The following is a 26,048-nucleotide window of genomic DNA, read 5'->3' as shown; positions in this document are numbered from 1 at the left end:
GAGGTTCGGGTTTTGTTCGAGAGCTTTGAGACCAGGCGGGTTCAGGTCGATGACGCATCGATTTTCGTTCGCCACGGCGGGGAAGGGCCGCCGGTGGTGCTGCTGCACGGCCACCCCCGGACATCCGCGACCTGGCATCGCGTCGCCCCACTCCTCGTCCGGCGCGGTTTCACCGTGGTCTGTCCCGATCTCCGGGGATACGGCCGGTCCACCGGCCCGGCACCTACCGCTGACCACGTCGGGTACTCCAAGCGGGCCGTCGCCGGTGACGTGGTCGAGGTGATGCGCTCCCTCGGCCACGCCCGGTTCGCACTCACCGGGCACGATCGCGGAGGCAGTGTCGCGCTGCGTCTCGCGCTCGATCATCCCGACGCGGTCTCGCGGGTGGCGCTGATCGACTGTCTGCCCATCACCGAGCACCTCTCCCGCATCACGACCGAGTTCGCCACGCAGTGGTGGCACTGGTTCTTCTTCGCCCAGCCGGACATCCCCGAGCGGGTCATCAACGCCGACCCGGACAGTTGGTACCGCGGCGACCCCCAGAGCATGGGACAGGAGAACCACGACGAGTGGCGCGCGGCCATGAGGAACCCGGACGTGGTGCGGGCGATGCTGGAGGACTACCGGGCCGGCCTCACCGTCGACCGGCGGCACGAGGAGGACGATCGCGCCGCCGGGGTACGGATCCGGTGCCCGGCACTGATCCTCTGGTCGCTCCGGGACGACCTCGAGGACCTGTACGGGGACCCGGTGGAGATCTGGCGTCCGTGGGCACCGGACGTACGGGGCCACGGCATCGACTCCGGGCATCACGTGGCCGAACAGGCTCCGGAAGCGCTCGCGTCCTCCCTCGCCGACTTCTTCGCCGGACGGCGACCATCAAACGGAAGCCTTGATCCGCTCATGTAGTGGCGTGGATGCAGAACCGGCAGAGATCCCGCAGCACAACGGACCGCTCCTCATCGGCCGGAGATACCCGACCGCGCTGGCCGTGATCGTGCCCGTGGTGATCCCAGCCAATCGCTGCAGCCCGCGACCGCGTCGCCTCACCGGCGGCCCGGCCCCGCGCCCGCCCGCCTCACCTCTGGTCGGAAGGCGGGCGCGAGTCGGCCCCGCGGCGTGGTTCTCGGTCACAGCCAGCCGTTGCGGCGGAAGGCCCGGTACAGCAGTCCCGCGCCGAAGGCCATCACGGCGAGCGCGCACGGGTAGCCGTAGCGCCAGTCCAGTTCGGGCATGTGGGAGAAGTTCATGCCGTAGATGCCGGCGACCATGGTGGGGATGGCGAAGATGGCCGCCCAGGCGCTGATGCGGCGCATGTCGTCGTTCTGCCAGGTGCCCACCTTGGCGAGGTGGGCGTCGAGCACGGAGGCGAGCAGGTCGTCCAGGGCCCGTACCTCGGTGTCGGTACGGGTGAGGTGGTCCGTCACGTCACGGAAGTACGGCAGGACATGCCGCGGCCAGTCGTCCCGCGCCGTGGTGAAGGGTTGCATGACGGGGACGAGGGGCTGGATGGCGTCGCGGAACTCCACCACCTCACGTTTGAGCGAGTAGATCTGCTCGGTGAGGTCGTCGCGGGCCGGCGAGAAGACGCACCGTTCCAGCTCCGTCAGGTCCGTGCGTACCTGGGCGGCGGCCTCGGCGTACGCGTCAACGATCACGTCGGTCACCGCATGCAGGACGCTGACCGGCCCGAGCCGTGTCATGTCCGGCTGATCAGCGAGCCGACGCGCCGCCTCCGCCGTGGGATCGTCCGCCCCGTGCCGTACGGTCAGCGCGAAGGACGGCCCGAGGAAGATCATCACTTCGCCGGTTTCCACGTCTGAGCTCTGCTCGACGAACCAGACCGTCTTCACCGCGACCGCGAGGACGTCGCCGTAGCGCTCCTGCTTGGGCCGCTGATGAGCCTGGACCGCGTCCTCGATCGCCAGGGGATGCAGTTCGAGGTACTCGCCCAGCCGCTGCAGCTCCTCCTGGCGGGGTTCGGCCATGCGGATCCAGGCGAATTCATCCGGCTTCAGCACCGCCAGGCGGTCCAGGGTGGCCTGGCATCCCGCGTCCGCCTGCCGGCAGTCGATCTGCTCGTACTCGCCCGTCCGCTCTTGATAGATCACGCACTCCATGCCCTATCGGATGCTTCCTCCACCGCATTCCATGCTCGTGGGAGTGCAAAGGCCTGTCCCGGTGAGCCATCCGCACCCAGGTGGTCACCAGACCTTCACATAGGCCGGCTGCTGGCCGGGAGCCTGCTGGAAACCCGGTAGGTGTTGCCGGCTGGAGGGATCTGTCGCTGTGTTCGCCGTCGCTGTGTTATTGCTGCCTGTTCTGGGCCTGCTGTTGTACGGATTGGACCGCATCGAGGGCTGGTTGCAGGGCGGTCCGCGGGTGGCCCGTCACGCCCGTGGCCGTCATCTCCGACTGGTCCACAGCACGAGTCAGCCACGTGATCCGGCTGATCGGTCACCGCAATACCGCGACGTGGCCTGATCGCATGGGTATAACAGCTGACCCAGGGGTTACCCGCCCCGTGCGGTGTTGAGAAACCAGCCCCGCCGAGCTCCCCGAGTCCAGACTCGGGGAGCTCAGCTGCTTCCAGCCATGGTGCTGCCGGTCGTCCCTCACGCGGTCGTGGATCAGCCGAGCACGCACAGCGTGCCGCTCTGCCCGGACAATCTCGGCCGGGCTACGCGCGGCCTCTACCCCTCAGGGCCGCCGGCGGCGGTCCGTGCTCCCATGGGGGTCGTCGAAGAGGGCGATACGGGCGGTGATGCGTTTGCCGACCGGCTCCCGATGCGCCTCGAAGCCCTGGACGACCGCCATCACGATCTCCAGTCCGTGCTGGCCCACCCGGCCGGGGTCGGCGGCCCGGGCCACCGGCAGGACCGGGTCGCTGTCCCAGACCGCCACCTCGATCACCGGGCCGGTGACACGCAGATCGAGCAGCACCGGACCGGGGGCGTATTTACGGGCGTTCGTGACCAGTTCGCTGACCACCAGCTGCGTGAGGTCCATCGCCCGCGACGGGACGGGGATGCCGTGGTCGGCCTTGAGCCGCGTGAGAAAGCCGGCCGCGAGATGGCGCGCCTCGGCGATGCACGTGCCGTCGCCGTCCAGCGCGGCCGACATCTGCCACGACTCCTGGTCCGGAGCCGTCGGAAACTTTCCACCGAGAAGGACTGATTCCATCCCCACCGCCTTCGCCACCCCGCTCATACGCCCGCGCATACCCGCAATCGTCGTCTGCACGCCTGTGCGTCTGCGGTCGAGCAATCATGACGAGGAAGCCCCGTAGCACCAGACAACTGCCGGACGATCTGACGGTCGCGGAGCTGAAGAGGCCGCCGATGTGGTGGTCGATCTCCCCCCGCCAGGCGTAGACGGGGCCGTGAGGGGTTACCCGGCGCGTATGGCGAGGCTGCATCTTCCAGGGCGGAAAGCACACCACGGCGTCGACGAGGCGCAGGCACGCGAGGAGCCGACACGCGAGGAACCGACACACGACGAGCCGACACCCGAGGAGGCCGGGCCCGGGCCGGAGGTGGAGCGGCGGGCACCGGACACGCCGACCAAGCTGCCCAAGCGGGCCTGGGGTGCTGTGTTCAAGGGTGCGCTGCGCGAGTTCAAGGACGACGAGCTGACCGATCGCGCGGCGGCGCTGACGTACTACGGTGTGTTGTCGCTGTTCCCGGCGCTGCTGGTGCTCGTGTCGCTGCTGGGTATCACCGGCAAGTCGGCCACCGACGCGGTGCTGGCCAACATCCGGAAACTCGCTCCCGGCTCGGCCAGGGACATCATCACCCGGGCCGTGGAGCAGTTGCAGAGCAACGCCGGCATCGGCTCGATCATGGCGATCGTCGGCATCGTCCTGGCTGTCTGGTCGGCCTCCGGTTATGTGGCGGCATTCATCCGCGCGGCGAACGCCGTCTACGACATGCCGGAGGGCCGCCCGGTGTGGAAGATCCTTCCGGTCCGGGTCGGGGTGACGGTCGTGCTGATGGTCCTGGCCGTGGTCAGTGCGCTGATCGTGGTGTTCACCGGCGGCCTGGCCCGCCGGGCCGGGGCCGCGCTGGGGATCGGGGACTCGGCACTGATGGTGTGGTCGATCGCCAAGTGGCCCGTCCTCGTGATCCTGGTCACCATCATGATCGCGATCCTGTACTGGGCGAGCCCCAACGCAAAGGTGAAGGGGTTCCGGTGGATCACCCCGGGCAGCTTCCTGGCCCTGGTGATCTGGATGATCGCCTCCGCCGGCTTCGCGTTCTACGTCGCCAACTTCGCCTCCTACAACAAGACCTACGGCACCATGGCCGGCGTCATCGTCTTCCTGGTCTGGCTGTGGATCACCAACCTGGCCGTCCTGCTCGGGCTGGAATTCGACGCCGAGACCGTACGCCAGCGGGCCATCGCGGGCGGCCTGCCGCCCGACACCGAGCCGTACACCCAGCCCCGCGACACCCGGAAGTGGGACGAGGAGGACCGGCGCCGCCTGGGTGAGGTGTGACCGGCCGCCTGTTGATCTTGGGTGTGGAACGTTGAGCTGCGGGATATCCGCCTCCTATGAGGCTTCTTGCAGTGTTGCGCGACGTTGATCGGTCGCTGAGCAAACAGGTGGCCCGCCGCACCCCGCCCGGTGTCGGCAAGGTGCTGTCGGCGGTGGAGGAGGCCGCCGAGAGTACGAAGCTGTGGTGCGGGTCGGCCGCCGCGATGGCGTGGCTGGGCGGGTGGCGCGGCCGCAAAGCGGCGGCCGGCGGCCTGGCCGCCTTGACCGTGGCACAGCTGATCTCGAACGGTCTGTGCAAGCAGCTGGCCGACCGGCCCCGGCCGCCGAAGGAGTGGTTCCCCCACGACGAGGTCGACGACCGCCCGGACTCCTCCTCCTTCCCTTCCGGCCACACTGCCGCGGCGGTGGCTTTCACCGCCGCCGTGGCACCGACGTGGCCGGCCGTCGGCGCAGCGTGTGCCCTGCCGGCCGCCATGGTGGCGTTCGAGCGCGTGCAAAGCGGCGCCCACTACCCCAGCGACGTGGTGACCGGCGCCGCCATCGGCCTGGCCAGCGCCTGGCTCACCCGTCACGCCCCCCGCCTGATCCTTCGCCACTGGCTCTAGCGCTCGGGAAGGCCGGATGCGACCGGGGAAATCGTGGCGGGGGAGGGGCGGCGGCGGACGTGGCGCAACGAACGCCGCCGTCATGAAGCTGCCGGCCGCCCGGGCCCGGAAGCCGAGGAGATACGCAGTGATCCCGCTGCCGCCGCACCCTGGGGCCGGGCGTGCCGGGCGCCGGACGCCCGGTCCTTCCGGCCCGTTCGGCTGCCGGCGCACGAGGGCCACGCGGGACGTGCACGTACGCTCCGTACAGCGCGACCTCAGTCGAGATGGCCACGCCACCGACGTGGTCACTGCGGGCAGTGGCAGTTCGTTCCGGGCACCGGCCCAGCAAAGAACGGTCCGCCGGCGGGCCATGTGCAAGCCCACAGCGCTCCCGGCGTGCGGGGCTGCAACCGGGTGGCGCCGATCGACCTTAACTCGCCTGTTCGGGGTACTCGCGCGCTCGTCGGATGGTCGGGCGCAGCGTGCAGCCCGGCCGACACAGACGCAGGAATGGGAGGTGACCGTCGTGTCGAGCACACAGCCGCACCATGCCGGAGCCGGCCAGAGCACGGACCGCTCCGGCCAGGAGCCGGTGAGTGAGCTGGTGCAGCGGGCCTCGCAGCAGCTGACCGAACTGGTGCGGGGCGAACTGCGGCTGGCGCAGGCGGAGATGAAGCAGAAGGGCAAGCGTTACGGCAAGGGCGGCGGCCTTTTCGGCGGAGCCGGCGTCGTCGGATTCCTGATGCTGCAGGCGCTGGTGGCCACCGTGATCGCCGCGCTGGCGGTGCCGCTGCCGGTGTGGGCAGCGGCGCTGATCGTCACCGCGGTGCTGGGTGTGATCGCCGCAATGATGGCCATAAGCGGAAAGAAGCAGGTCGACCAGGCCGCGCCGCCCACACCCGAGCAGACGATCGAGAACGTGAAGGCCGACGTGGCCGAGATCAAGGAGAGTGCGCACCGATGACCCAGCCGCCGCACGACGAGCCCACCGCCACCAGCCCCGAGGAACTGCGCGAGCAGGTCGAACAGACCCGGTCCGAGCTCGGGGAGACGGTGGAGGCGCTCGCAGCGAAGACCGACGTCAAGGCACGCGCCCAGGAGAAGGCCGCCGAGGTCAAAGAGCAGGCCGCCGCGAAGGCCGTCGAACTGAAGGAGCAAGCCGCCCTGAAGGCCGGGGAACTGAAGGCGAAGGCCGCCGACCTGGCGCACCAGGCGCAGGACCGGCTGCCCGACCCGGTCAAGGACAGTGCCGCCCAAGCCGCCGAGCAGGCCCGCGCGAAGGCGGCCCAGGCCGGTCAGCTGTGGGAAGAGAAGGCACCGGAGCCGGTGCGGCAGAAGACGGCCCAAGGGGCGCAGCTGGCGCGGAACAACCGGAAGGTGCTGCTGGCCGCGGCGGGCGTGGCCGTCGTGGCGTGGTTGGCCAGCCGCCGCTCCAAGCGGTGAACGGGGTCGCCCGCAAGCGGGTCGGTGTGCGCTCGGTGCCGTCAGCGGGATGACCGCGGGAGCACTGCGCGCACAGGCACGGAAGATGCCCGGCCACGACGAGGACGCCCCGGGAGCCTCCGGCGAAGACCGCTCCTGGCGCGAGAGGCTGCTCGCCGCCTCGCTGCACGCGCTCTTCGCCGGGGGCGAGGCGGCCGGCAACTGCGCTGGACCCGCCGCCTGAAGGAGGTGGGGTGGCCGGTACGACGCGGATACCGGCACCCCGCCTGCTGACGGATACTCACGCGAAGGACGCCTCACCGCCATATCCGGTCAGCACGCAGCTGCCGCGCTGACCGTCGCAGCAGTCATCGCCACGGTGCTGGTCGTCGGGGCGGTCGTCCGGTGGGCGGCCGGGTCCGGTGACGGCCGCAGCACACTCCCCGCCGACGGCCGCACCCTCCACGGCCGCCTTCTCGACCGACGTCGCCGCCTCCGCCGGGGGAGAGGCTGAACAGCACGTCCACCGCTGCTGGCAGCAACTGCCACCCGAGAGCGGTGCATCAGCCGCCTTACTGACAACTCGGAGAGTCCCAGGTCACGGACGCTCTGGTACGTCCAACCGGCCTTGAGCCGGCCCGGTGATTCAGCGGCTCCGCGATCTTCTGGCTCGCTCCTCGGCACGGTTTGAGCAGGAATCCCGGACATGCTGCTCAGGCTGAGCCCGCGCGGCCGACCATCTGGTGCTTGAGCGACATCGGTCCCATCAGTACGGTCGCGTCGTCCGGTCCAGGCGGACGACGACGATGGCGATGTCGTCGTCGGCGCCGCTGGCGAGGCCCAGGCGGGCGAGGAGGGCGTCGGCGAGGTGTTCCGCGCCGAACTCGGTGCAGGTGGCGAGCGTGGTGGTCAAGCGGGTCAGGCCGGCGTCGATGTCCTCATCGCGGCGTTCGATCAGGCCGTCGGTGTAGAGGACGAGGGTGTCACCGGGTGTGTAGGTCGTGTTGGCCTGGGGGCGGGGGACGTGTTCGGGGCGGGCACCCAGGGGTGGGTCGGTGGCCTGGTCGAGCAGCTGGCAGGAGCCGTCCGGGTGCACGAGGACGGGCGGGGGGTGGCCGGCGCTGCTGTAGATCAGCAGCTGGCTGTGGCAGTCGACGAGGACCTGGACGGCGGTGGCGGCCAGCGCTCCCTCGACCGAGCGGGCGTAGAGCCCAAGGACCTCCAGCGCTTGGGCGGGGCCGTGGACGGTGCGGGTGGCGGCGCTCAGTGCGCTGCGGAGCCTGCCCATGACGGTGGCGGCCATCAGCCCGTGGCCGACCACGTCGCCGACCGTGACGGTGAAACGGTCCGAGGGCAGGTCGACCGCGTCGTACCAGTCGCCGCACACGTTCAGCGATCCGGTCGCGGGCAGGTAGCGCACGGCGATGTTCGGGTGCCGGGCCAGGTCAGGGGAGTGGAGCATGGCTTCCTGGAGGGCGACGGCGATGCGCCGTTCACGGGCGTGGGCCTGCCGCAGTTCCTCGTTCAGCTGCTGCAGTTGCCGCGCCCGGGCGTACAGCTCGGCTTCCATGGCCGCGTCCCGGCCGGGGCTGACCGACGGCAGGTGGGCGGTGCGGCGGGCGCGGACGACGTCGGTCATGTCCTCGGACCGGTGCATGATCCAGGCGACCTTTCCGTCCAGGCCCAGGACGGGCGCGTTGATCGCGGTCCACCACCGCTCCTTGAACACCTCGGGGCTGCCGGGGACCGGGATGTCGTACTTCTGCAACGCCATGTGATCCGTCTGGCCGGAGGACAGGACACGGTGCAGTGAGGCTTGCAGTGTGGTCACCCCGTCGGCCTCCGAGTCGGCGGGGTTGTCCGGGAAGACGTCGAAAAGGTACTGCCCGAGCAGCTCGACCCTGCTGCGTCCGGTCACCTCGCAGAAGGCCGGGTTGGCATCGCCGATCACCAGGTCCGTGCCGAGCACCAGGCACGGGCTCGGAAGGGCGGCGAACACCCCTGGGTAATCGATCTTCGGTGTCACACGCATTCCCTGCCAGTGGCTCGCTCCTCAATCTACGAAAGGTCCAGCTTCTGCGCCCGCCGACCTCGCTCGTGGGCAGCGGGGTGCACCGCCGGCCCGCCGTGGTGTCGTGGGAAGGTGTGTGACGGCGACGCGGGAAGAGGCTTATGCACGGCCGGCGGTGCGACGCGGGGGGCGGGGTCCTAGGCTACGGACATGACCGAGATCAAGACTCCGACGCCCCGCGACGCCTTCGAGCTGCTGCTGGCCGGCAACCAGCGCTTCGTCGCGGGCACCCCCGAGCACCCGAACCAGGACGCCACCCGCCGCGCCGAGATCGCACCGTCCCAGCAGCCCTTCGCCGTGTTGTTCGGCTGTTCCGATTCCCGTCTGGCCGCCGAGATCATCTTCGACCGCGGCCTGGGCGACTTGTTCGTGGTACGCACCGCAGGCCATGTTGTGGGCCCGGAGGTGCTGGGCAGCATCGAGTACGGCGTGGACGTGCTGGGCTCCCCGCTGGTCGTGGTGCTCGGTCACGACTCGTGCGGCGCGGTCGGCGCGGCGTGCGCCGCGCTGGAGGACGGCATGACGCCGGCCGGGTACGTTCGGGACGTCGTCGAGCGGGTGACGCCCAGCGTGCTGGCGGCGCGGGCCGCCGGACGGGTCGAGCCGGAGCAGATCCTCGCCGAGCACATAAGGCACACCGTCGACCTGCTGCTGGACCGCTCCCGGGTACTCGCCGAGAAGGTCGCCACCGGGCAGGCCGCCGTGGTGGGCCTGTGCTACCGCCTGGCCGACGGCAGCGCGCAGCTCGTCGCGGCCCGCGGCCTCGATGTGGCGGTGCCCGCCGCGTCCTGACCGCCACGGTCGTGGCTGCGCGGGCACGCCACCGATCCGATGCCGGTCACTCGGAAGACCGGGGCCCCGCGGCGCGGCGGAGGCGGTTGGCGATCGCGAGTCCCAACCCTTCCTCCGCCGGCAGGGACGCGATGATGAGGTCGCACCCCTGCTGGTCGAGCTCGCGCAGGAAGCCGTACAGCCCGCGCGCGTAGGCGGCCATCGATGCGGGGACCGCCGCCACAGCGTGCGCCTTCACCGCAGCGTCGGTGAAGGCGGGCGGCAGGAAGACCCCCACCCGGTGCCCCAGCTCCTGCGCGAGCTCCGCTTCGGCGACGACCTTCTCGGGCTCGACGAGGACGACCCGCGCACGCGGCGCGTAGTGGGACGGATGCTGGCCCGGCACCCGGACGCGGCTCGTGGAGTGGACCGCGAGCGGGCGCCCCAGCACCGCTTCGAGGTCCTCGCGCGTCACCCCGCCGGGGCGCAGGATGCTCGGGATCTCGCCCGTGGCGTCGACGATGGTCGACTCGACGCCGACCTCGCAGGATCCGCCGTCCAGCACGAAGTCGACGGCATCACCGAGCTCGGCACGGACGTGCTGCGCGGTGGTGGGGCTGACCTGGCCGAAGCGGTTGGCGGACGGGGCCGTGACACCGCCGCCGAAAGCCGACAGCAGCGCGAGGGCGACGGGGTGGTCGGGCACGCGTACGGCCACCGTCTGAAGGCCACCCGTCGCTTCGAGGGGCACCCGGCGGCCGCGCCGGAGGACCAGGGTGAGCGGCCCGGGCCAGAAGCTCTCGGCCAGCAGGCGCGCCGTCGCCGGCACGTCCTCGACCCAGTCGTCCAGTTGCTCCGCGCCGCCGATGTGGACGATCAGCGGGTGGGAGGGCGGACGCCCCTTGACCTGGAAGATGCGCGAGACAGCGGCGGGATTCTCGGCGTCGGCGCCGAGACCGTAGACGGTCTCGGTCGGGAGCGCCACCAACCCGCCGGTGCGGAGCACACCGGCCGCCTTCTCGATGTCACTGGTTCTTGCCGTCACCCTCGCAATTCTAGGTGCCGTCGAGCACCGGAGACCGCCATGATCAACCAGAGCACACGGTTCTCATCGTCCCGCGGCCGGGCCGGGAGCGATGGCCCCACCGCTCCCGGCGACGGCGAGGGGGTCTGATCGACCAGCACGCTGGTGGCGCGCTCCTCACTGCGCGCGTCCGTCCGGGGAGCTGACGATCCGCGTGCTGACACAGTGTGCGGGCCCGCAGAGGATGGTCCGAGAGGAACGCGCCGATACTCGATCCTCACAAGCGCCTCGACCTGGGCCTGCCGGCGACCGCGCCGGGTCGATGACAGGCTCCAGGTCCCAGCCATCCTCGGTCAAGGAACTCAGCGACGAGGTCCTGACCTGATTCAGCCCGACAGTTCCTGGTCAAGCTGCGCCAGCTCTGCCTCGCTCAGCTTGAGTTTCGCGGCCTGGGCCGAGTCGGTGACGGAGGCCGGGCGACTGGCTCCCGGCACCGGGATCACGGCTGGAGAGCGGGTGAGCAGCCAGGCCAAGGCGATCTGCTGCGGGCTGACACCGCGCTCGGCCGCGACGCGGTGGTAGGCGGTGCCCGCCGAGGCCGGGCCGGAGGGTCCGTCGAGGGAACTGCGGGAGATGCCGCCGAGGGGACTCCAGGGCAGGAAAGCCAGGCCCAGCTCCGTGCTCAGCTGCAGTTGGGGCTCGCTGTCACGGACGGCGGGGGAGTACCGGTTCTGCACGGAGACGAGGCCGTCGCCGAGGATCGCGTGCGCCTGGCGGATCTGGGTGGTGGTGACGTTGGATATGCCGGCCGCACGGATCGTGCCGGCATCGAGCAGTTCGCGCAGCGCGCCGACGGACTCCGCCCAGGGCACGGCCGGGTCCGGCTTGTGCAGCTGGTACAGGCCGATCGCGTCGAGGCCCAGCCGTTTGGCGGAGGCTTCGGCAGCGTGCTTGAGATGTTCCGGGGCGCCGGTGACGGTCCAGCTGCCGTCGCCGGGCCGGCCGCGGCCGCCCTTGGTGGCAATCAGGACACCGGAGGTGTCGCCGCCGTATCGGGCCAGGGCGCGGGCGATCAGCAGCTCGTTGTGGCCTGCCTCGTCGGCGTGCCAGTGGTAGCTGTCGGCGGTGTCGATGAGCGTGACGCCGGCGTCGAGGGCGGCGTGGATGGTGGCGATGGCGCGCCTCTCGTCCGGGCGGTGCTCGATGGACAGCGGCATGGCGCCCAGACCGATGGCGCTGACGGTGGTGTCTCCGACGGTGCGGTACTGCATGGCGGTTGGTGCTCCCTAGTCGGCGGGGGTGGCGGATGCGGTGAGGGCTTCGGCGACGGCACCGGGCAGCCAGTCGATGACGCGGGAGAAGGCGAAACCCAGTTCCTTCGCGCGGGAGTTGCTCATGGCGTAGTGGCGGTCGAAGGAGAACGGCGAGGCCGTCTCGCCCGCGGCGACCACCCGGTAGGCGGGTTTCCGGCCGGCCTGTGCGGCGACGATCGTGGCAAGGTCGCGTACGTCGAGCAGGCCGTCGGAGCAGGCGTTGACCGGACCGCTGAAGTTGGTCGCGGTGGATGCCCACAGGAGCAGATCGGCCAGTTCCTCGCAGTGGATGAACACCGTCGGCAGCGCCTTCGCGTGCACAGTGATCTCTTCACCCCTGCGGATGTGCTCGGCGTAGTGCGCCAGTCGGCCGGTGAACTCCCGCGGGCCGCCGCCGAGTACGTGCGCGCTGCGCACCGAGGCGAACGCGAAGCTGCCGGCCCGGGTGAAGACGGCCTCTGCCTGGCGTTTGCCCTCGGCGTAGTGCGTCTTCAGGTATGCCTCGTCGTGCCATGGCAGATCCATGGCCACCAGCCAGGTGGCCGGGTCCACGCTCTCCTCCGGCACCGGGGTGCCCGTCGGCACAGCCGGCAGCGCGACGGTCGCGGGGTCATAGACCTCGATCGTGGAGGTCATAACGTAACGCCTGGTGCGGCTGGCGAAGGCGCGTGCGGCGATCGCGGCCTGCACGGGGGTGTAGCAGATCTGATCGACGACCACATCGAAGGTGCGAGAGCCGAGCGCGGCAATGAGAGATTCCTCGTCGTTGCGGTCGGCAACCAGGTGCTCGACACCGGCGGGCGGCTGGGCGGAGCCGCGGTTGATCACCGTGACCTGGTGACCGGTAGCCCGCAGGCGTTCGACCAGGAGCTTTCCGAAGTACCGGCTTCCGCCTATGACGCAGATTCTTTGCATGCCCCCACCCTGGAGACCTACCGTCGTCAGCAGAAGTGGCGGCTTACTGCAAGTGCGTTAAGGAATACTGTTGATCGATGTGCAACGGCTTCGCGTCCTTCGGGCGGTGGCAGACCACGGCAGCTTCAGCAAGGCGGCTGCGGCTCTCCACCTCACCCCCTCCGCCGTCTCCCAGCACGTAGCGGTGTTGGAACGCAGCCTCGGTGCCCAGGTCGTGGCACGCAGCACGCGCGGGGTCACCCTTACTCAGGCCGGCCACATCATGGTCGGGGCCGCCGAGTCCGTCGCAGCGGAGCTAGCACAGGCAAAGCAGCAGGTCGAGCGTCTCAGCACGGGCCGTGTACAGCTCACCGTTGCCACCTTCACCAGCGGCGGCAGACACCTGCTGCCAGGCGCTCTCCCGCGGTTCATGGCGACCCATCCGCACACGCTGCTCCACGTCAGGGAGGGCGAGCCTGAGGACACCTTGCCCCTTGTTCGCCAAGGCGCTGTCGACCTTGCTCTCGCCTACCACTTCGACGGCCCGCTGCCCGTTGGGCCGGGCCCGAGCTCCAGCCTGCAGTGGATCGCCCTCCTGGAAGATCCCTTGCATGTCGTCCTCCCGGAGGGGCATCGACTCGCCCACCGGGAGTCGCTCGATATCGCAGAGCTGGCAGCCGAGCCCTGGGTACTCGGATGCCTCAAGACCGAGGCATACTTGCGCCGCTACGCCGAGCGCGCAGGCTTCGAACCGGAAGTGCGCGGCACCACCACCGACTACTTCTTCGCTCGCTCGCTCGTCGCCGCGGGAATGGGAATCTCGCTCATCCCTTCCATCGCGCTCATCCCGGCACTGCCGGGACTGCACACCGTCCCGGTCGAGCCGCCGGCTCCTACCCGGCACATCGGCGTTGCCACGATCCGCCGCCGTCGCGACCACCCACATGTCACGATGTTCGTCCAAGCCCTCCGCGAGCAGGTGATGCAGCACCAGGGGAGTGAGCAGGGCCAGGTCACCCTCTAGGCAATGACCGTTCCGGATGCTGGAAGGTCGCGCGCTGCTTCCGGGGGCACCGAAGGGCGGGGACATCCCCCACCCGGTGCTGTCGGTGCGCGGTCTACCGGCCGGGACGAGGCGAGGGAGGCACGGCCCTGCGGCGGTGCGCAGGTGGTGCCGGGGCCGACTCGGGGATCGGTCGCGGCACCACCATCCACGGGCACTCGCCACGCCTGCACCGACTGCCCTGTACCGGCGCGCGTATGCGGAGCCGAACGGGTGATGATCTGCCTCGACGGCCATATCCAGGCCTGGCCGCAGCGTCAGGACAGGCCGACCGGACATGCGGGCTGCGACGAGATCAGGAGCGGGCCCATGGAAGAGCACAACCTGCTTGGTGGGGGAGCGGTCCTGACGGCTGCCGCGGTCCTTGTCCCGCCGACGGCGGCGTGGGCCGCGCCGCGCCGCGGCATCCGGCTGTCCACCGCTGAGGTTGCCACGCAAGGTGTTCGGGCAGTTCTACGACGCGTTGCCGGGGGGCGGGCACCGACGGCACCGGCCGATCCGCCGCGGAGTGCGGGGTCCGGTTCCTCGGCGAGTCCGTCGACGGCATGGGACCGCACCGCCGGCCCCGTCCGCCGGCGTCACGGCGGACGACGTTCTTTAATACCCCACCGGCGTCACGGAGACGGGCTTTCACGGCACCGGATCAAGCCGGCAGGGGCGCGGCGGGCGGGTCAGACGTCTGGGCATCGCCGCGGAACCACCGGTAGCTGCTGTGGTTCCCTGTACCAAAGCCCAGGATGAAGGAGTGGTCCATGACCAGCGCCCCTGTCCCTTTCCAGGTGTACGAGGCAGGAACCTACCTGCACGGTACGAAGGCAGACCTCGTTCCCGGGGACTTGTTGACCCCCGGCCGCGCGTCCAACTTCGAGGAAGGGCGCACGTCCCGCCACGTCTACGTTTCCGAGACCCTGGATGCCGCCGTCTGGGGCGCCGAGCTCGCAGCCGGCGACGGACCGGGGCGCATCTACGTAGTGGAGCCAACCGGCGATCTGGAAGACGATCCCAACGTCACCGACAGGAAGTTCCCGGGCAACCCCACCCGCTCCTACCGCACACGGGAGCCTGTGCGCATCGTGTCAGAGCTCAAGGGCTGGGTCGGGCACTCTCCCGAGCAGATCGAAGCCATGCTGAATGGCCTGGCCGACCTTCGTCGCCGCGGCATCGCCACGATCCTGGACTGACGAAGGCCGCCGAGACTGCGGAAGCCTCCGCAGGCCGCTGACGGAACACGCCCACATCCGCGGTGAGAAGGGCGTCCGACGGAGCGGACGCCCTTCTCACCGTCGCGGCCTGAACTACAGGGGTCCTCGCGTCACCTCGTCCAGCACAGGTGGTGCGTCACGTCCCGGACGTGTGTGGTGGGTCATGACGCACACGGGGGCGCGGAAGGGGGTCCTTCTCGCCAACAAGCCGCACCATTCGTCGTCTTGCCGGGGCATCGGGACGGGGCCCGAATGTTGCGGCCGTGATGTCGGCACAGATACAGCGTGCGAAGTCCCCGCGTGAAGCAGCCATCGGGGCCCCAGCCCCCGGCATCGGTATGGGCGACTCGCCGTGCCACCGGCCCAGCAAACAGCCTCTCAAGATGGCCGCACGAGGATGGTGCCGCCTCGCTGTCCCGGGCCGGGGGAGAGGTACGACGCCGTGCGCTCCCCCAACCGCCTGGGAGGTGGTCGGACGAGCGAGTCGGTGCTCTACCTGAATGTCGCCAACCGAGGTTCGGGGAGGACGACTTGTTCGTACGCTGGTCGGACGGCGAGGTGACGGTCTACGGCAACCCCCAGGCCTGCGATGACATTTCCGTACCGCCGCCCACCGCGCGGCCGGCGGCATCCGCCGGTGAACACTGTACGACTGGAGTCCCATGCGTGCGCGCCAGAGCCTTGCCCTCGTCGCCGCTGTCACGGCCCTGACAGCCGGCTGCGTGGAGCAGAAGAAGCGGGAGACGACGACCGAGCCCGGCACCACCACCTCCTCAGCTCCGGCCACCGCCACTACGGCCCCCTCCTGGGAAGGCAAGGCACCTCAGGAAGACGCCATACGACGCGCCACCCGTGCCCTGTTCCGCGCCGCTCCAGAGACGGGAGCGCCTACGCCGCTGCCGCCGGCACCACGCCTGCAGCTCACGCACTTGCCCAGCACGCCGTAAGTCCGTCACCTGGAGGTCCGTCAGTCCTTGCGCCGCCAGCCTTGTCGCGCGCCGAGGGCCCGTTCGAGGCCTGAGGAACATGCGCGGTGGATCGCGCGCTGAGCCTTCTCCCCACTGAGGCGGGCTTGGACCCGGGGTGCGGATGGCGGAACTGCCTCGGTGCGGTGGCAAGCCGGGTCCGTGGGTCCGATGTCGGGTGCTTGTCGGGGCTGTCGGTCCGATGTCGGCCGCTTGTCGGCGGGGATCTGGAGCCTTGCTGGAGATGGTGCCGGATGCCCGTCCGGCAGGGCTACGACAGGCAAGGAATCACCATGACCACGCACGTCACGATCATCGGTGCCGGACTCGGCGGACTGACGCTCGCCCGTGTCCTGCACCTTCACGGCATCCCGGCCACGGTCTACGAGGCGGAGACCTCACCGACGGAGCGTTCGCAGGGCGGCATGCTCGACATCCACGATTACAACGGCCAACTGGCTCTCCGAACGGCCGGCCTCATGGACGAGTTTCGCGGCATCATCCTGGAAGGCCGCCAGACGATGCGGATCCTCGACCGGGACGGGAACGTCCGGTTTGACCTGGGCGACGACGGTACGGGCGGGCGCCCCGAGGTGATGCGCGGGGAGCTGCGACGGATCCTGCTCGACTCGCTGCCGGCCGACACCGTCCACTGGGGGCACAAGGCCGGCAGGACCCGCACCCTCGGCCAGGGGCGCCACGAGGTGACGTTCGCCGACGGCAGCACCGTCGTCACCAGCCTGCTGGTCGGCGCGGACGGCGCGTGGTCAAGGGTCCGGCCGCTGCTTTCCACCGCCACACCCGAGTACATCGGCAAGTCGGTCGTGGAGACCTACCTGTTCGACGCCGACACCCGGCACCCCGCCGCCGCAAAGGCGGTCGGCGGCGGGTCGATGATCGCGCTCACCCCTGGCAGGGAGATCTTCGCCCACCGGGAAAGGGACGACACCCTGCACGCCTACGTGGGGCTGTCAGAGCCGCAGGACTGGTTCGCCGCCCTGGACTTCACCGACCCTGCCGCGGTCACCGCGCGGATCGCGCAGGAATTCGACGGCTGGGCGCCGGAACTCACCGCTCTGATCACCGACGGTGACACCGGGCCGGTCCTGCGCCCCCTCTACGCCCTGCCGACCGGGCACCGATGGGAGCGAGTGCCAGGGGTGACCCTGCTCGGTGACGCCGCCCATCTTTCGGCTCCGAACGGCGAAGGCGCCAACCTGGCCATGCTTGACGGCGCTGAACTGGGCAAGGCCCTCGCCGCGCACCCCGACGACATCGAGGCCGCGCTGGCCGAGTACGAGCAAGCGCTGTTCCCTCGCAGTGCCGCTGTCGGCGAAGCCGAAGTCCCCGACAACCCCACACCGGAGGACCTGACCAACCTCTTCACCCGGGACGGCCAGACCCCATGACGAACGCGCGCGGATGTGCGCGTCGTTTTCCGGTGATCCCGCCTGGGAGGTCGCTCGGCGTGGGTGGCTGACCGTCACTCTTCGAACGGTGCCGCAAGCAGGAGATCCTCCACGGTGGGCACCTGGAAATCCGAGAGGTGACGGCGGCCGACCTCGGCGAAGGGATGCATGAGTACGGACATCGGCTTGGTGCGGCACAGCGAAAGTATGTTGTCGAGGGCGTCCTGTTTGAATCCGGCCCGGGGGAAGACGGCGAGAATTTCGGCGAGAGCGTCGGCCGGGATCTGCTGGAGACCGGTCCCGGTGAAATCGAGCCCGGAGCCGACGGAGACGATGCCGATCTCCGGCCTTTTCCGGCTCGCTACGCCTACGTTGGTGTGCAGGGCGATGGCATCCCAGACGACTTCGACTCGTTCGGCCGGCATGCGCCGTCCCCGCAGGAAATTCCGGGCGGCGTCCGCGCCGTCGACCTCGAAGTGCTCGTTCGGGGTCTGATACGCCTTCACCAGCCCCAGGTCGTGCAGAACCGCTGCTACGAAGGCGAGTTCACGGTCGTAGCGGACGCCGCGTCGGTCGAACAACAGGGAGCCGTACAGGTACGTCCGCATGACATGGTTGAAAAGCGCCCCGGAGGAGACCTTTCTCGCGAACACCACGGCGGCCCGGGCCAGTTCGCTGTCGGGGAAGCGCACCCCGGCCACGACCGTCGGCAGGGTGGCACCACGCGAATTCGAGGAAGCGTCCCGCCCTTGTGCTCCTGAAACCGAGGCAACGGCGGGCGGACTCGACAGTGCGGCGGCGAGCGCGGAGGCTGCGCCGACCGCAGCAACACCGGCACCACGCTCCAGCATCGTGCGCCGGGTGATGTTCTTTGCCTCATTGGCCCTCTCAGACATGAGTATCCGCCTTTCCGTCGGGGGTTGGACGCCACCAGCGTATGAATGGTGTTGCCTCTCCCGGCAGTAGCTCAATTGCCGGGAATCCACGGCTTTTTGCCAGGAGCAGGGTCTACACGGCAGGCGGTCAGGAGACCGTTGACCTCCTCCGGGCGTTCCTGCTGGATCCAGTGGCCGCTCACCGCCTCTGACGTCGCTGCGATGCCGGATCCTCAGTCGAGCCCGACGGTCAGCGCCCGGTACTTGCCGAGGGCGCGCACCGAGGCGACGCTGTCCTCCACCTGGTCGAGCATGCGGTACTCGTGCGTCGCGGCGGGCTTGGCGGAGCGGCCGTAGCCGAGCACGTTGACTGCGACCGCCCGGTAGCTTCGCCGTAGCCGCATGGCGGGAGGGCGGGGCTCGGTCGCGCTGCCTCGGCCGCATGGCAGGGGCGCCGTACGGCAGTGGCGAGGCCCGCCACTGCCGCCGAGCGAACCGGATCCCGCCGTGCCGTTGCGGCGGACTCGCTGTGCTGGGAGCCGACCCGGTGTCCGTGATCGGGGCCAGCCGTGGCGAGGTCAGGCCTGACGGGTGCCGGCTGGGCCGTAAGCGGTGCGCCAGGCGGCGGGGGGCGTGGCTGTCTGACGCCGGAAGAAGGTGGTGAAGTTGCCGGCGTCCCGGAATCCGAGGCGTCGGGCGCAGCCGGCGACCGGCAGGTCGGTGTGGGCGAGCAGTCTCTTGGCTTCCAGCAGGATGCGCTGGTCGAGGAAGGTCTTGGCGCCCGTGCCGGTGGCGGCGCGTGTCGCCCGGGTGAGGGTGCGCACGTCGTAGCCGAGTGCCCGTGCATAGTCGGCCACGTGGTGCCAGTCGGTGAAATGTTCTTCTACGGCGGCCTGGTAGGCGCGGAACACGTCCGCGGACCGGTTGCCGGCCGGGGCCGCGTCGGTCCGGGCGGGGGCGTCGGGCAGTGTGCGCAGAATCAGTGCCGCCAGCAGGTGGGAGAGCAGTGCGGGGGATGCCAGGTGCGGGGTGCGCGCTGCCGTGTCGTGTTCGCGGCCGAGGTGTTCGGCCGCGAGCAGGGCCAGGCCCAGACGCTGCTGGTCCAGGTGCCAGCATGCCGGGGTGGTGGCCTCCGCCGTGCTGAAGCCGGGGAGAAAGTCCGGCCGGAAGAGGATCAGCGGGCCGTCGCAGGCGTCGATGGCGGTCCACCTGTGCACCATGCCGGGCCGGATCCACACGGCGCTTCCTTCCGCCAGCCGGTGGGGGTGGAAGTCCGCTTCGTGGGCGCCGGTGCCGGAGGCGATCAGGGCGAGGACGTGGAAGTCGGGGCGCTGGGGGAGTACGCGACGGCGGTGGGTGTCCATGGAGCGCAGCGCGGCGAAGTCGAGGACCTCCACGCCGTGGGGCGAGCCGACGGCAGGCGAGTAGCGCAGTTGCCGCACAGCATGGTGTCCGTTTTCCACAAGTGTTGTGCTCCTTTCCATCAGGGAGCGGACCGCGTCTTCCTTACCGTCGAGTATGCACGTGACCGGGAGATCAGGTGACCCGTTCGAGGCTGCGGCCCCACGAGCCGGTCGCCTTACGAACCGACTGGAAGGTGGAGCGATGATGGAAAAGACAAGGATGGTGCCGGTGGTGGGCGGGGCTCTGGAGGTACGGGTCGGGGGCCGTACCGGACCGGCGCTGGTGTTCGTCCACTACTGGGGTGGCTCCGCCGATACCTGGAACGACGTGATCGGTCATCTGTCGCCCGGGCAGGCGACGGTCCGCTTCGATCAACGCGGCTGGGGCACCTCGCGGGTACTGCCCGGCCCCTACCACCTCGATCAGCTCGCGGACGACCTCGCTCGCGTCGTCGAGGCGTGCGTGCCGGGGCCGTTCGTCCTCGTCGGCCACTCGATGGGCGGCAAGGTGAGCCAGCTCGTCGCAGCCCGAAGGCCGGCCGGCCTGGCCGGCGTGGTGCTTGTCGCACCCGCACCGCCCGAGCCGCCCGTCACGGTGACCGAGGAGTACCGGCAGGGACTGTCCCACGCGTACGACTCGCCCGGGGCGGTGCGGCACGCCCTCGACCACGTCCTGACCGCGACACCGCTGCGCGAGACGGCGCGGGCCACCGCAGTACGCGACAGCCTCGCCGCAGGCCCCGAGGCCCGGCAGGAGTGGCCACTGCGCGGAATCGCGTACGACATCACCCGCGCCGTGCGCCGCATCGCAGTTCCGGTGACCGTGCTGGCCGCGGAGAACGACGTGGTGGAACCGCCGCGCGTCCTGCGCGAGTGCCTCCTGCCGCACATCCCGCACGCAACCCTGGTCACCGTCCCCGCCGCCGGCCACCTGCTCCCTGTGGAAACCCCCGGTGCCGTCGCGAGCGCTCTCGGAGACTTCCTTCAGATACTCCGGCACTGACCGCACGAGCCATCCGGCCTGGCGGTCGTCATGGCCACCTGAGTCCGCACCCGATATCTAGCAGACCTTCCGGTACGGCACGCCGGGCAGCAGGATGTGCCATGTGTTGGTCGAGAGGTTGTGTCCGACTCGTTGGCACACATGTGCAGCCTCCAGCTCAGGGCTGACCACATACGTTCGCAATGGTGTGTGGTCACCAACCATGCTGAGTGTTTTGCTGTCCCGGCTGAATGCGAGAGCCAGGATCGCGTCTCCCGTACCAGGAACGGCGGAACCGTAGCGCAGCTGAGTGCTGATGTCCCACAGTTGGGTGGTGCCACTGGTTCCGGCTACGGCCAGCGTGCGGCCATCGGGGGAGAAGGACAGCGCCGAGGCGGGTTCCGGTCCGGTGCCGGTGCTGCTGGATGTGCCGGCAAGGACCGCAAGGCGCTGTCTGGTGCGGCTGTCCCAGACGGTGACTTTGCCGGAGGCATCGCCGACTGCCAGATACTGCCCGGCGGCGCTGAAGGCCAGTGAGCGGATCGTGTCCTCTCCGAGTGAGCGGAGGGTGACCCGGCCGGACGGGAGGTCGACCAGCTGTCCGGAAGAGGTGGCCAGGAGTTTGCCGTCCGGTCGCAGGGCCAGGACGTCCCCGCTCACACGGGTAAGGACTCGGGTTTTTCGCCGCCGGTGCACGTTCCAGACCTCGGTCCCTCGGTCGCCGGGAACGAGTTGAACGTTGGTTCTCCTGCTTTCGTCTCTGGGCTGCTGCAGGTAGATCACTTGCCTGTCCGGGCTGAGCGCGATGCCCTGGCGCGGTTCGTTTCCTCGCCAGGTGCTCGGAACGACCAGTGTGGCGGTGTCGTGAGGCCCCTTGACGGTGACGGTTGCTCGTTGTGCGCTGTCCGTGGCGAGGACAGCGTAGGAGCGGCCATCGCGCGTCAGCGCGAACGACCCGGTGCAGTGTCTGACCCCCCGTTGCCTCACCTCGGTGGCGGGACAGGCGACGTTCGTGGCGCCGAGGTCCTGGTCCTTGCGTACATCGCGAAGCCGGAAGGTGACTCCGCGGCCGGAGGACTGTGCTGTGGCCAGGATTCCTCCGTCGCCGCTGAAGGCCGCCTGACTAAGGGGTCGGGCGGCCCAGTGGGGATTCGTGGCAGCTTCCACGTCCAGGGACCTGACCGTGGAACCAGTCACTCCGGAGAGGTAGCGGATCGTATGGCCGTCGGGTGTCCACTGCAGCGCGGTGATGGTCTCGCTGACGAGGGGGTACCGGAAGACGGGGCGAGAGGGGTCGGCGAGGCGCCAGACAAGGACCGTGTGGGAGTCAGTAGCGGCAACGAACTTCCTGTTCGGACTGAGGACCGCCTGAACGACGCCCGCATACGGAACAGTCTGGAGCAGCCGGCCAGAGGCAACGTCCCACACCTGGACCTTGCCGTCGGTGACAGTGAGCAGGGCGTGATTGTCCCGACTGAAGGTGAACGTCATCAAACCGCGGCAGTTCAGCCGGGCTCCAGACAGTCGTGACGCCGTCAGACTGTGCCGGCCGCGGAGGTCGTAGATCTCCAGGCGTGCCGACGTGCCCCCGCACACGGCCAGCAAACGGTCATCGGTGCTGACGTGTGCCCGCACTGGTCCTCGGGCGTGGAGGGCGCCGTGGCGCTGTGCGAGCAGACGGCCGCTGGCGATGTCCCGCAGCTGGATACTGCGGTCCTCACCGTAAACAATGAAAGTGCGCCCGCTGGGATTCATCTGACCGGCCATGTGCCGGAACGGCAGGCTGCGGATCGGTCTGCCGGCCGACAAGTCCCACAGCCGGACGTTGTCCCTTGTGGTCAGCACAACTGTGCGCGACTCGATGCTGACTTCGGGGTAGTCGCTGGCGTACGACCCCAGACCCTCGTAGGACGCCACCTTCCGGTGCGTGGCGAGGTCCCATTCCGTCACGTGACGGCTGCCCACGCTGATGACGGTCCGGCCGTCAAGGCCGAGGGAGCGGGCTGCGAAAGGGTCGCCATCAGGCACCGTGAACGCGTCCTCTTCCCTCTGCCAAGCTGCAGCCAGGACGGCGGAACGGGTTTCCGGGAGGTCAGCGTGCTTCCAAGCCGCCACGCTCAGCAGCATGGCCGTCTGGGGATCCTTGGCGCGCATCCCCTCTGCCAACGCCGTCATCCTGCGGGCCTCAGCCCTCAGCCGCTCAAGCTTCTGAGACCGATTCTGCTGCCAGGCAATCACACCGGCAAGGAGCGCGAGCACCGCCAGGGCTGACAGCCCTGCTCTCAGCCGGTGCAGGCGTCGGGTGGTGCGCGCCGAGGCCCGCTGCTCGTGCTCGCGCGCGGTGAGACTGGCGGTGAGGAAAGCGCGTTCTAGGCTGGTGAGGTCTGCGGACGGTCCGGATCCGAAATGGTCCTGAGCGATGGTCAGGCGGGTGCCGCGGTACAGAGCCCCGTGGTCGCGGCCCAGCTCGTTCCAGGCGCGTGCTGCTTCGGTGAGCGTGCGGTGTACGCGAAGGCGCTCGCGGTCCTGATCAATCCAGCGGCGCAGCCGTGGCCAGGCGGTCAGCAAAGCCTCGTGGGCGAGGTCGATGGTGTCGTCGTCCGCAGTGAGCAGCCGGGCTCGAGTGAGAGCCTCCAGGACCTGTGCGGTTTCGTGCCCGCCGATGTCCTGCAACTCCGTCGCGGTGGCGGGCCGTCGGGTGTCGGGGGTGCCGTCGCCGGGGGTGACCAGCCGCAGCAGTACACGCCGCGCCGCGCCTGCCTGGTCTTCGCTGAAGCGGCCGTAGACCTCTTCGGCGGTCTTGGCGATGGCACCGGCGAGTCCGCCGGCTGCCTCGTAGCCGGTCAGGGTGAGCGTTTTGCCACGACGCCGACGCCAGGTCTCCAGCAGCACGTGCGACAGCAGCGGCAGTCCGCCCGGGGCATCGGTGCTCTCCTCCACCAGCCGGGTGGTCAGCGCACGTTCCACTGTGAGGCCCCTTGCGATGGCGGGTTTGACGATGACCTCGCGCAATTCCTCCGATCTCATGGGCCCGACGAGTAGGTGCGCGTCGTGCAGCGCGTCGGCCAAGTCGCGATGTTCCGCGCAGTGGCCGTAGAAGTCGGCCCGCACCGCGATGAGGACTCGTAACCTGCTCGCCGGCCGACGGGCGGCCAGCAGCAGATCGATGAACCGGGCACGCTCGGCCGAGTCCTGACAGAGAGTGAAAACCTCTTCGAACTGGTCGACGACGACGAACGTGTCCTCCGCAGGGCTGGAAGTGGTGCTGCGTGGGGTGAACACGTCGGCGTGGGTGTGTGCCGGGCGTTCACCGGGGGTGAGGATACGGATGGCGGCCGGGCGCAGACTCGTATCACGGGTGTCCTGCAGGGCGGGGATGAGACCGGCGCGCACCAGGGACGACTTGCCGCTGCCAGAGGGGCCGAAAACGGCCGCGAACCGTCGACGACGCAGCAACTGGAGCAGGTCAGCGGTGAGCTGGCTGCGACCGAAGAACACGCTGCTGTCTACTGTCTCGAACCTGGCGAGCCCTCGGTAGGGCGGCTCCGTGCCCTCCCCGTTGCAGTCCTGCCCGGAGAAGGCGGCGATTTCGTCCACCGTCTGCTTCCACCGGGCTTCCCACTGCGCCCCATCGCCTCCGCACGCCCGCACATAGGCCAACGTCACGGAAAGAGTCGGCAACTGCTCGCCGGCGGCCGCCTGAGAGAGTGTCGTCACCGAATACCCAGCCCGACGCGACAGCACGCGATAGGTGATCCCGCCGGCTTCGGCGCGAAGCTTCCGCAACTCGAATGCGAACCGTTGTACCGGGCCGGCCCCCGGATCCAACGGTGCCTCACGACGACCCGCCACGTGCCACCCCCGGCAGTTGCCTCTGCACTGGACAGGCCAGCCACGTTACGGAGCCACCCCACACCCGCGAAGATTGCGTCCGGCCATTGTTCGGCCGCTTGACCTGCACTGCCAACGAAGAAGCCGGCCGCTGAAACCGGTGGCGCGCCCCCCGGAGCGGCCGGGGAGACGTTCAAGTGCTGGGCGAGCCGGCCGGTGGTGCGGTGCTCGGCCCCTGGCCGATGGCCTCCACGGCGTGAGTGCGGGTGCGACCGACCGGGCCTGGTCTGTCATGGCGCTCGGTCGGGGGTGGACCCCAGATCTCTTCTTCACGATCCCTTTGGTCGACGCCACAAGAGGCTGTCCAGGCGCCTTGGAAAGGGCTCATTGTTTGGCCGCCTGACCTGCGCTGCCAAACAATGCGACGGTCGCTGAACTCGTTGGGGAGAGCCCCGGAAGGACGCCGTCCGGCGACGCGCTGCCGGACGGTCAGGGGCTCGACCGGGGAAGCGGAATCGGCGTACGTCGCACTGGACTGCCGGTGAATGCCGATCCGCTGCGCAGAGAACCGCCACGCGCGGTCCGGCGCCCCGCTGTGATCACCAGTCAGACCCGACGGAAGGGACATCACACCATGAAGAGGGTACGCGGGTTGGCCGACCGCATACTGGAACGCCTGGTCCCGCAGGAGACGGCGAGTTCCTGATCCTCGTGTCGGCATTGCGTCAGGTCTTGCTTGTCCTGGTCTTCGGAGCGGCCGTCCTGGGCAAGATCAGGAACGCGACGTCGTTCCGCGCGTTCAATGATGCTGTGGCGACGCTGGGCCGGTTACCCATTGCCCGGGCGGGTGTCCTCACGGCGGCAGTCGTTGTCGCGCAAGCGACAACCGTGCTGCTCCGGACCGATCCGTGGCCACACGGCGACCGACTGCCGGCGGTGATCGGCCTCCTGGCGGCGATCGCCTGCCGGCCTCGTTCACCTATGCCGTCGCCCGCGCCCTGCGGACCGGAACACCGGTGGTCCGCCGGTGTTTCGGCACCTCGGCCGGCCCGGTCGGACCGCCCCAACTCGTACGCAACGCCGTGCTCCTCGTCGTCGCGGTGGCGGCCGTTCCCGGAGTGACGGAGAGCGGACACCTCTCCTGGCAGGCCCGGTTCGCAGCCTGGCTGTGCGGGGCCGACGGCCGCTCTCGTCCTGGTGGTCGGAGACGTACTGGTGGCGCTGCTGCGACCCGTCCCCACCGCCCCGACCCGGACGAGCATCTGATCCCTCCACCGAGAAGAGGCCGACCATGGTCTACCTGGCCACAGCCCTCGTGATCGTCGCCGCGCTCTGCGCACGGGACCTCACGCTGTCGCTCGCGGCCCTCCGCCGGCTCCTGGACCGGCCGTCCGCCGTCCCGGCCCTCACCGAGGAGGGCGGTATTTCTGTAGGTGCGCTCGTGGAACCCTTCAGCACCCAGTGCTCCGAGGGAATGCGGCTCACGGAACGTGATCTTACCGACGACGCCGGGACAAACTGCCCCGATTCGTCGAGAAGGCGACCGGGCTCCAGGGCCGCCGTCAGATCATCGCCGTCGTGGTGTCGAGCAGCGCCGAGCAGCAGCACGAGGAAGAGGTCCGGGAGATGACCGAGCGCCTCGCTTCCGTGGCACGGGTCGTACGAGAGGAACCCGACGGACCCTGCACCACTGCGTTCGGAGTCAACGCCTTTCCATCCCGGTTCGCCGTCTCGGCTC

Annotated in this window: 20 protein-coding genes and 1 pseudogene; 11 read left to right on the top strand and 10 right to left on the bottom strand. The window is 69.6% G+C overall.

Annotated elements, in window-relative coordinates:
- Positions 1-12: 12 nt before the first annotated feature.
- Positions 13-909 carry an alpha/beta fold hydrolase gene (locus ACIP4Y_RS33195; protein WP_401399522.1) on the top strand — a complete coding sequence of 299 codons (897 nt, stop codon included), beginning with the start codon at positions 13-15 and terminating at the stop codon, positions 907-909.
- A 221-nt stretch (positions 910-1,130) separates the two neighbouring features.
- On the opposite strand, the gene ACIP4Y_RS33190 is transcribed toward ACIP4Y_RS33195, so the two are convergent.
- Positions 1,131-2,120 carry a magnesium and cobalt transport protein CorA gene (locus ACIP4Y_RS33190; protein ID WP_401399520.1) on the bottom strand — a complete coding sequence of 330 codons (990 nt, stop codon included), beginning with the start codon at positions 2,118-2,120 and terminating at the stop codon, positions 1,131-1,133.
- 580 nt (positions 2,121-2,700) lie between these two features.
- Positions 2,701-3,123: an ATP-binding protein gene (locus ACIP4Y_RS33185; protein ID WP_401399518.1), complete on the bottom strand. Its 423-nt coding sequence runs from the start codon at positions 3,121-3,123 to the stop codon at positions 2,701-2,703.
- 280 nt (positions 3,124-3,403) lie between these two features.
- Here ACIP4Y_RS33185 and ACIP4Y_RS33180 point away from each other — a divergent pair, with 280 nt between their 5' ends.
- The 5 genes from ACIP4Y_RS33180 to ACIP4Y_RS33160 all read left to right on the top strand — a co-directional run bounded on the left by ACIP4Y_RS33180 (position 3,404) and on the right by ACIP4Y_RS33160 (position 6,751).
- On the top strand, positions 3,404-4,498 hold the full coding sequence (locus ACIP4Y_RS33180) for a YihY/virulence factor BrkB family protein (protein ID WP_401399516.1): 1,095 nt from the start codon (positions 3,404-3,406) through the stop codon (positions 4,496-4,498).
- A 56-nt stretch (positions 4,499-4,554) separates the two neighbouring features.
- Positions 4,555-5,103, top strand: coding sequence for a phosphatase PAP2 family protein (locus ACIP4Y_RS33175; RefSeq protein ID WP_401399514.1), 549 nt, complete (start codon positions 4,555-4,557; stop codon positions 5,101-5,103).
- Between the two features lie 499 nt (positions 5,104-5,602).
- On the top strand, positions 5,603-6,049 hold the full coding sequence (locus ACIP4Y_RS33170) for a phage holin family protein (RefSeq protein WP_401399512.1): 447 nt from the start codon (positions 5,603-5,605) through the stop codon (positions 6,047-6,049).
- Positions 6,046-6,528 (top strand): DUF3618 domain-containing protein, encoded by a 483-nt coding sequence (locus ACIP4Y_RS33165; protein ID WP_358645389.1) that lies wholly within the window; start codon positions 6,046-6,048, stop codon positions 6,526-6,528. Before ACIP4Y_RS33170 ends, ACIP4Y_RS33165 begins: the two co-directional genes overlap by 4 nt.
- Before the next feature lie 49 nt (positions 6,529-6,577).
- Positions 6,578-6,751 (top strand): hypothetical protein, encoded by a 174-nt coding sequence (locus ACIP4Y_RS33160; protein WP_401399510.1) that lies wholly within the window; start codon positions 6,578-6,580, stop codon positions 6,749-6,751.
- 522 nt (positions 6,752-7,273) lie between these two features.
- Here the strand turns inward: ACIP4Y_RS33160 and ACIP4Y_RS33155 are convergent.
- A complete protein-coding gene (locus ACIP4Y_RS33155) occupies positions 7,274-8,533 on the bottom strand; it encodes a SpoIIE family protein phosphatase (protein WP_401399508.1) in 1,260 nt (419 codons plus the stop codon).
- Between the two features lie 195 nt (positions 8,534-8,728).
- On the opposite strand from ACIP4Y_RS33155, the gene ACIP4Y_RS33150 reads away from it, so the two are divergent.
- Positions 8,729-9,370 carry a carbonic anhydrase gene (locus tag ACIP4Y_RS33150; protein WP_401399506.1) on the top strand — a complete coding sequence of 214 codons (642 nt, stop codon included), beginning with the start codon at positions 8,729-8,731 and terminating at the stop codon, positions 9,368-9,370.
- Between the two features lie 46 nt (positions 9,371-9,416).
- On the opposite strand, the gene ACIP4Y_RS33145 is transcribed toward ACIP4Y_RS33150, so the two are convergent.
- From ACIP4Y_RS33145 to ACIP4Y_RS33135, 3 genes are all read right to left on the bottom strand, one after another.
- Positions 9,417-10,394, bottom strand: a complete 978-nt coding sequence (locus tag ACIP4Y_RS33145; protein ID WP_401399504.1) for an L-threonylcarbamoyladenylate synthase — start codon at positions 10,392-10,394, stop codon at positions 9,417-9,419.
- A 365-nt stretch (positions 10,395-10,759) separates the two neighbouring features.
- On the bottom strand, positions 10,760-11,644 hold the full coding sequence (locus ACIP4Y_RS33140; RefSeq protein ID WP_401399502.1) for an aldo/keto reductase: 885 nt from the start codon (positions 11,642-11,644) through the stop codon (positions 10,760-10,762).
- 15 nt (positions 11,645-11,659) lie between these two features.
- Positions 11,660-12,601 (bottom strand): NAD-dependent epimerase/dehydratase family protein, encoded by a 942-nt coding sequence (locus tag ACIP4Y_RS33135; RefSeq protein ID WP_401399500.1) that lies wholly within the window; start codon positions 12,599-12,601, stop codon positions 11,660-11,662.
- Between the two features lie 70 nt (positions 12,602-12,671).
- Here ACIP4Y_RS33135 and ACIP4Y_RS33130 point away from each other — a divergent pair, with 70 nt between their 5' ends.
- The 3 genes from ACIP4Y_RS33130 (at position 12,672) to ACIP4Y_RS33120 (ending at position 17,219) form a co-directional block, all read left to right on the top strand.
- Complete coding sequence (locus tag ACIP4Y_RS33130; protein WP_401399498.1) at positions 12,672-13,604, top strand: LysR family transcriptional regulator; 933 nt, start codon at positions 12,672-12,674, stop codon at positions 13,602-13,604.
- Between the two features lie 791 nt (positions 13,605-14,395).
- Positions 14,396-14,824 carry an NAD(+)--rifampin ADP-ribosyltransferase gene (gene arr / locus ACIP4Y_RS33125; protein ID WP_401399496.1) on the top strand — a complete coding sequence of 143 codons (429 nt, stop codon included), beginning with the start codon at positions 14,396-14,398 and terminating at the stop codon, positions 14,822-14,824.
- 1,279 nt (positions 14,825-16,103) lie between these two features.
- Complete coding sequence (locus tag ACIP4Y_RS33120; RefSeq protein ID WP_401399494.1) at positions 16,104-17,219, top strand: FAD-dependent oxidoreductase; 1,116 nt, start codon at positions 16,104-16,106, stop codon at positions 17,217-17,219.
- Between the two features lie 74 nt (positions 17,220-17,293).
- On the opposite strand, the gene ACIP4Y_RS33115 is transcribed toward ACIP4Y_RS33120, so the two are convergent.
- The 3 genes and pseudogenes from ACIP4Y_RS33115 to ACIP4Y_RS33105 all read right to left on the bottom strand — a co-directional run bounded on the left by ACIP4Y_RS33115 (position 17,294) and on the right by ACIP4Y_RS33105 (position 19,557).
- The gene (locus ACIP4Y_RS33115) at positions 17,294-18,115 is read right to left on the bottom strand and encodes an HD domain-containing protein (RefSeq protein ID WP_401399492.1); all 822 of its coding nucleotides are present in this window, start codon (positions 18,113-18,115) and stop codon (positions 17,294-17,296) included.
- 215 nt (positions 18,116-18,330) lie between these two features.
- Positions 18,331-18,480 (bottom strand): annotated as a pseudogene (locus ACIP4Y_RS33110) (alpha/beta hydrolase); the annotation flags it as partial.
- 192 nt (positions 18,481-18,672) lie between these two features.
- Entirely contained in the window at positions 18,673-19,557 is an 885-nt protein-coding gene (locus ACIP4Y_RS33105) for a helix-turn-helix domain-containing protein (protein ID WP_401399490.1), read from the bottom strand.
- Between the two features lie 142 nt (positions 19,558-19,699).
- On the opposite strand from ACIP4Y_RS33105, the gene ACIP4Y_RS33100 reads away from it, so the two are divergent.
- Positions 19,700-20,500: an alpha/beta fold hydrolase gene (locus tag ACIP4Y_RS33100; RefSeq protein WP_401399488.1), complete on the top strand. Its 801-nt coding sequence runs from the start codon at positions 19,700-19,702 to the stop codon at positions 20,498-20,500.
- Between the two features lie 57 nt (positions 20,501-20,557).
- Here ACIP4Y_RS33100 and ACIP4Y_RS33095 read toward each other — a convergent pair whose 3' ends face one another.
- Positions 20,558-24,265 (bottom strand): hypothetical protein, encoded by a 3,708-nt coding sequence (locus ACIP4Y_RS33095; protein WP_401399486.1) that lies wholly within the window; start codon positions 24,263-24,265, stop codon positions 20,558-20,560.
- Positions 24,266-26,048: the final 1,783 nt, after the last annotated feature.

This window comes from Streptomyces sp. NPDC088810 (genome assembly GCF_044750305.1).
Taxonomy (GTDB): Bacteria; Actinomycetota; Actinomycetes; order Streptomycetales; family Streptomycetaceae; genus Streptomyces.
This window is presented reverse-complemented; position numbering and strand designations above follow the sequence as displayed.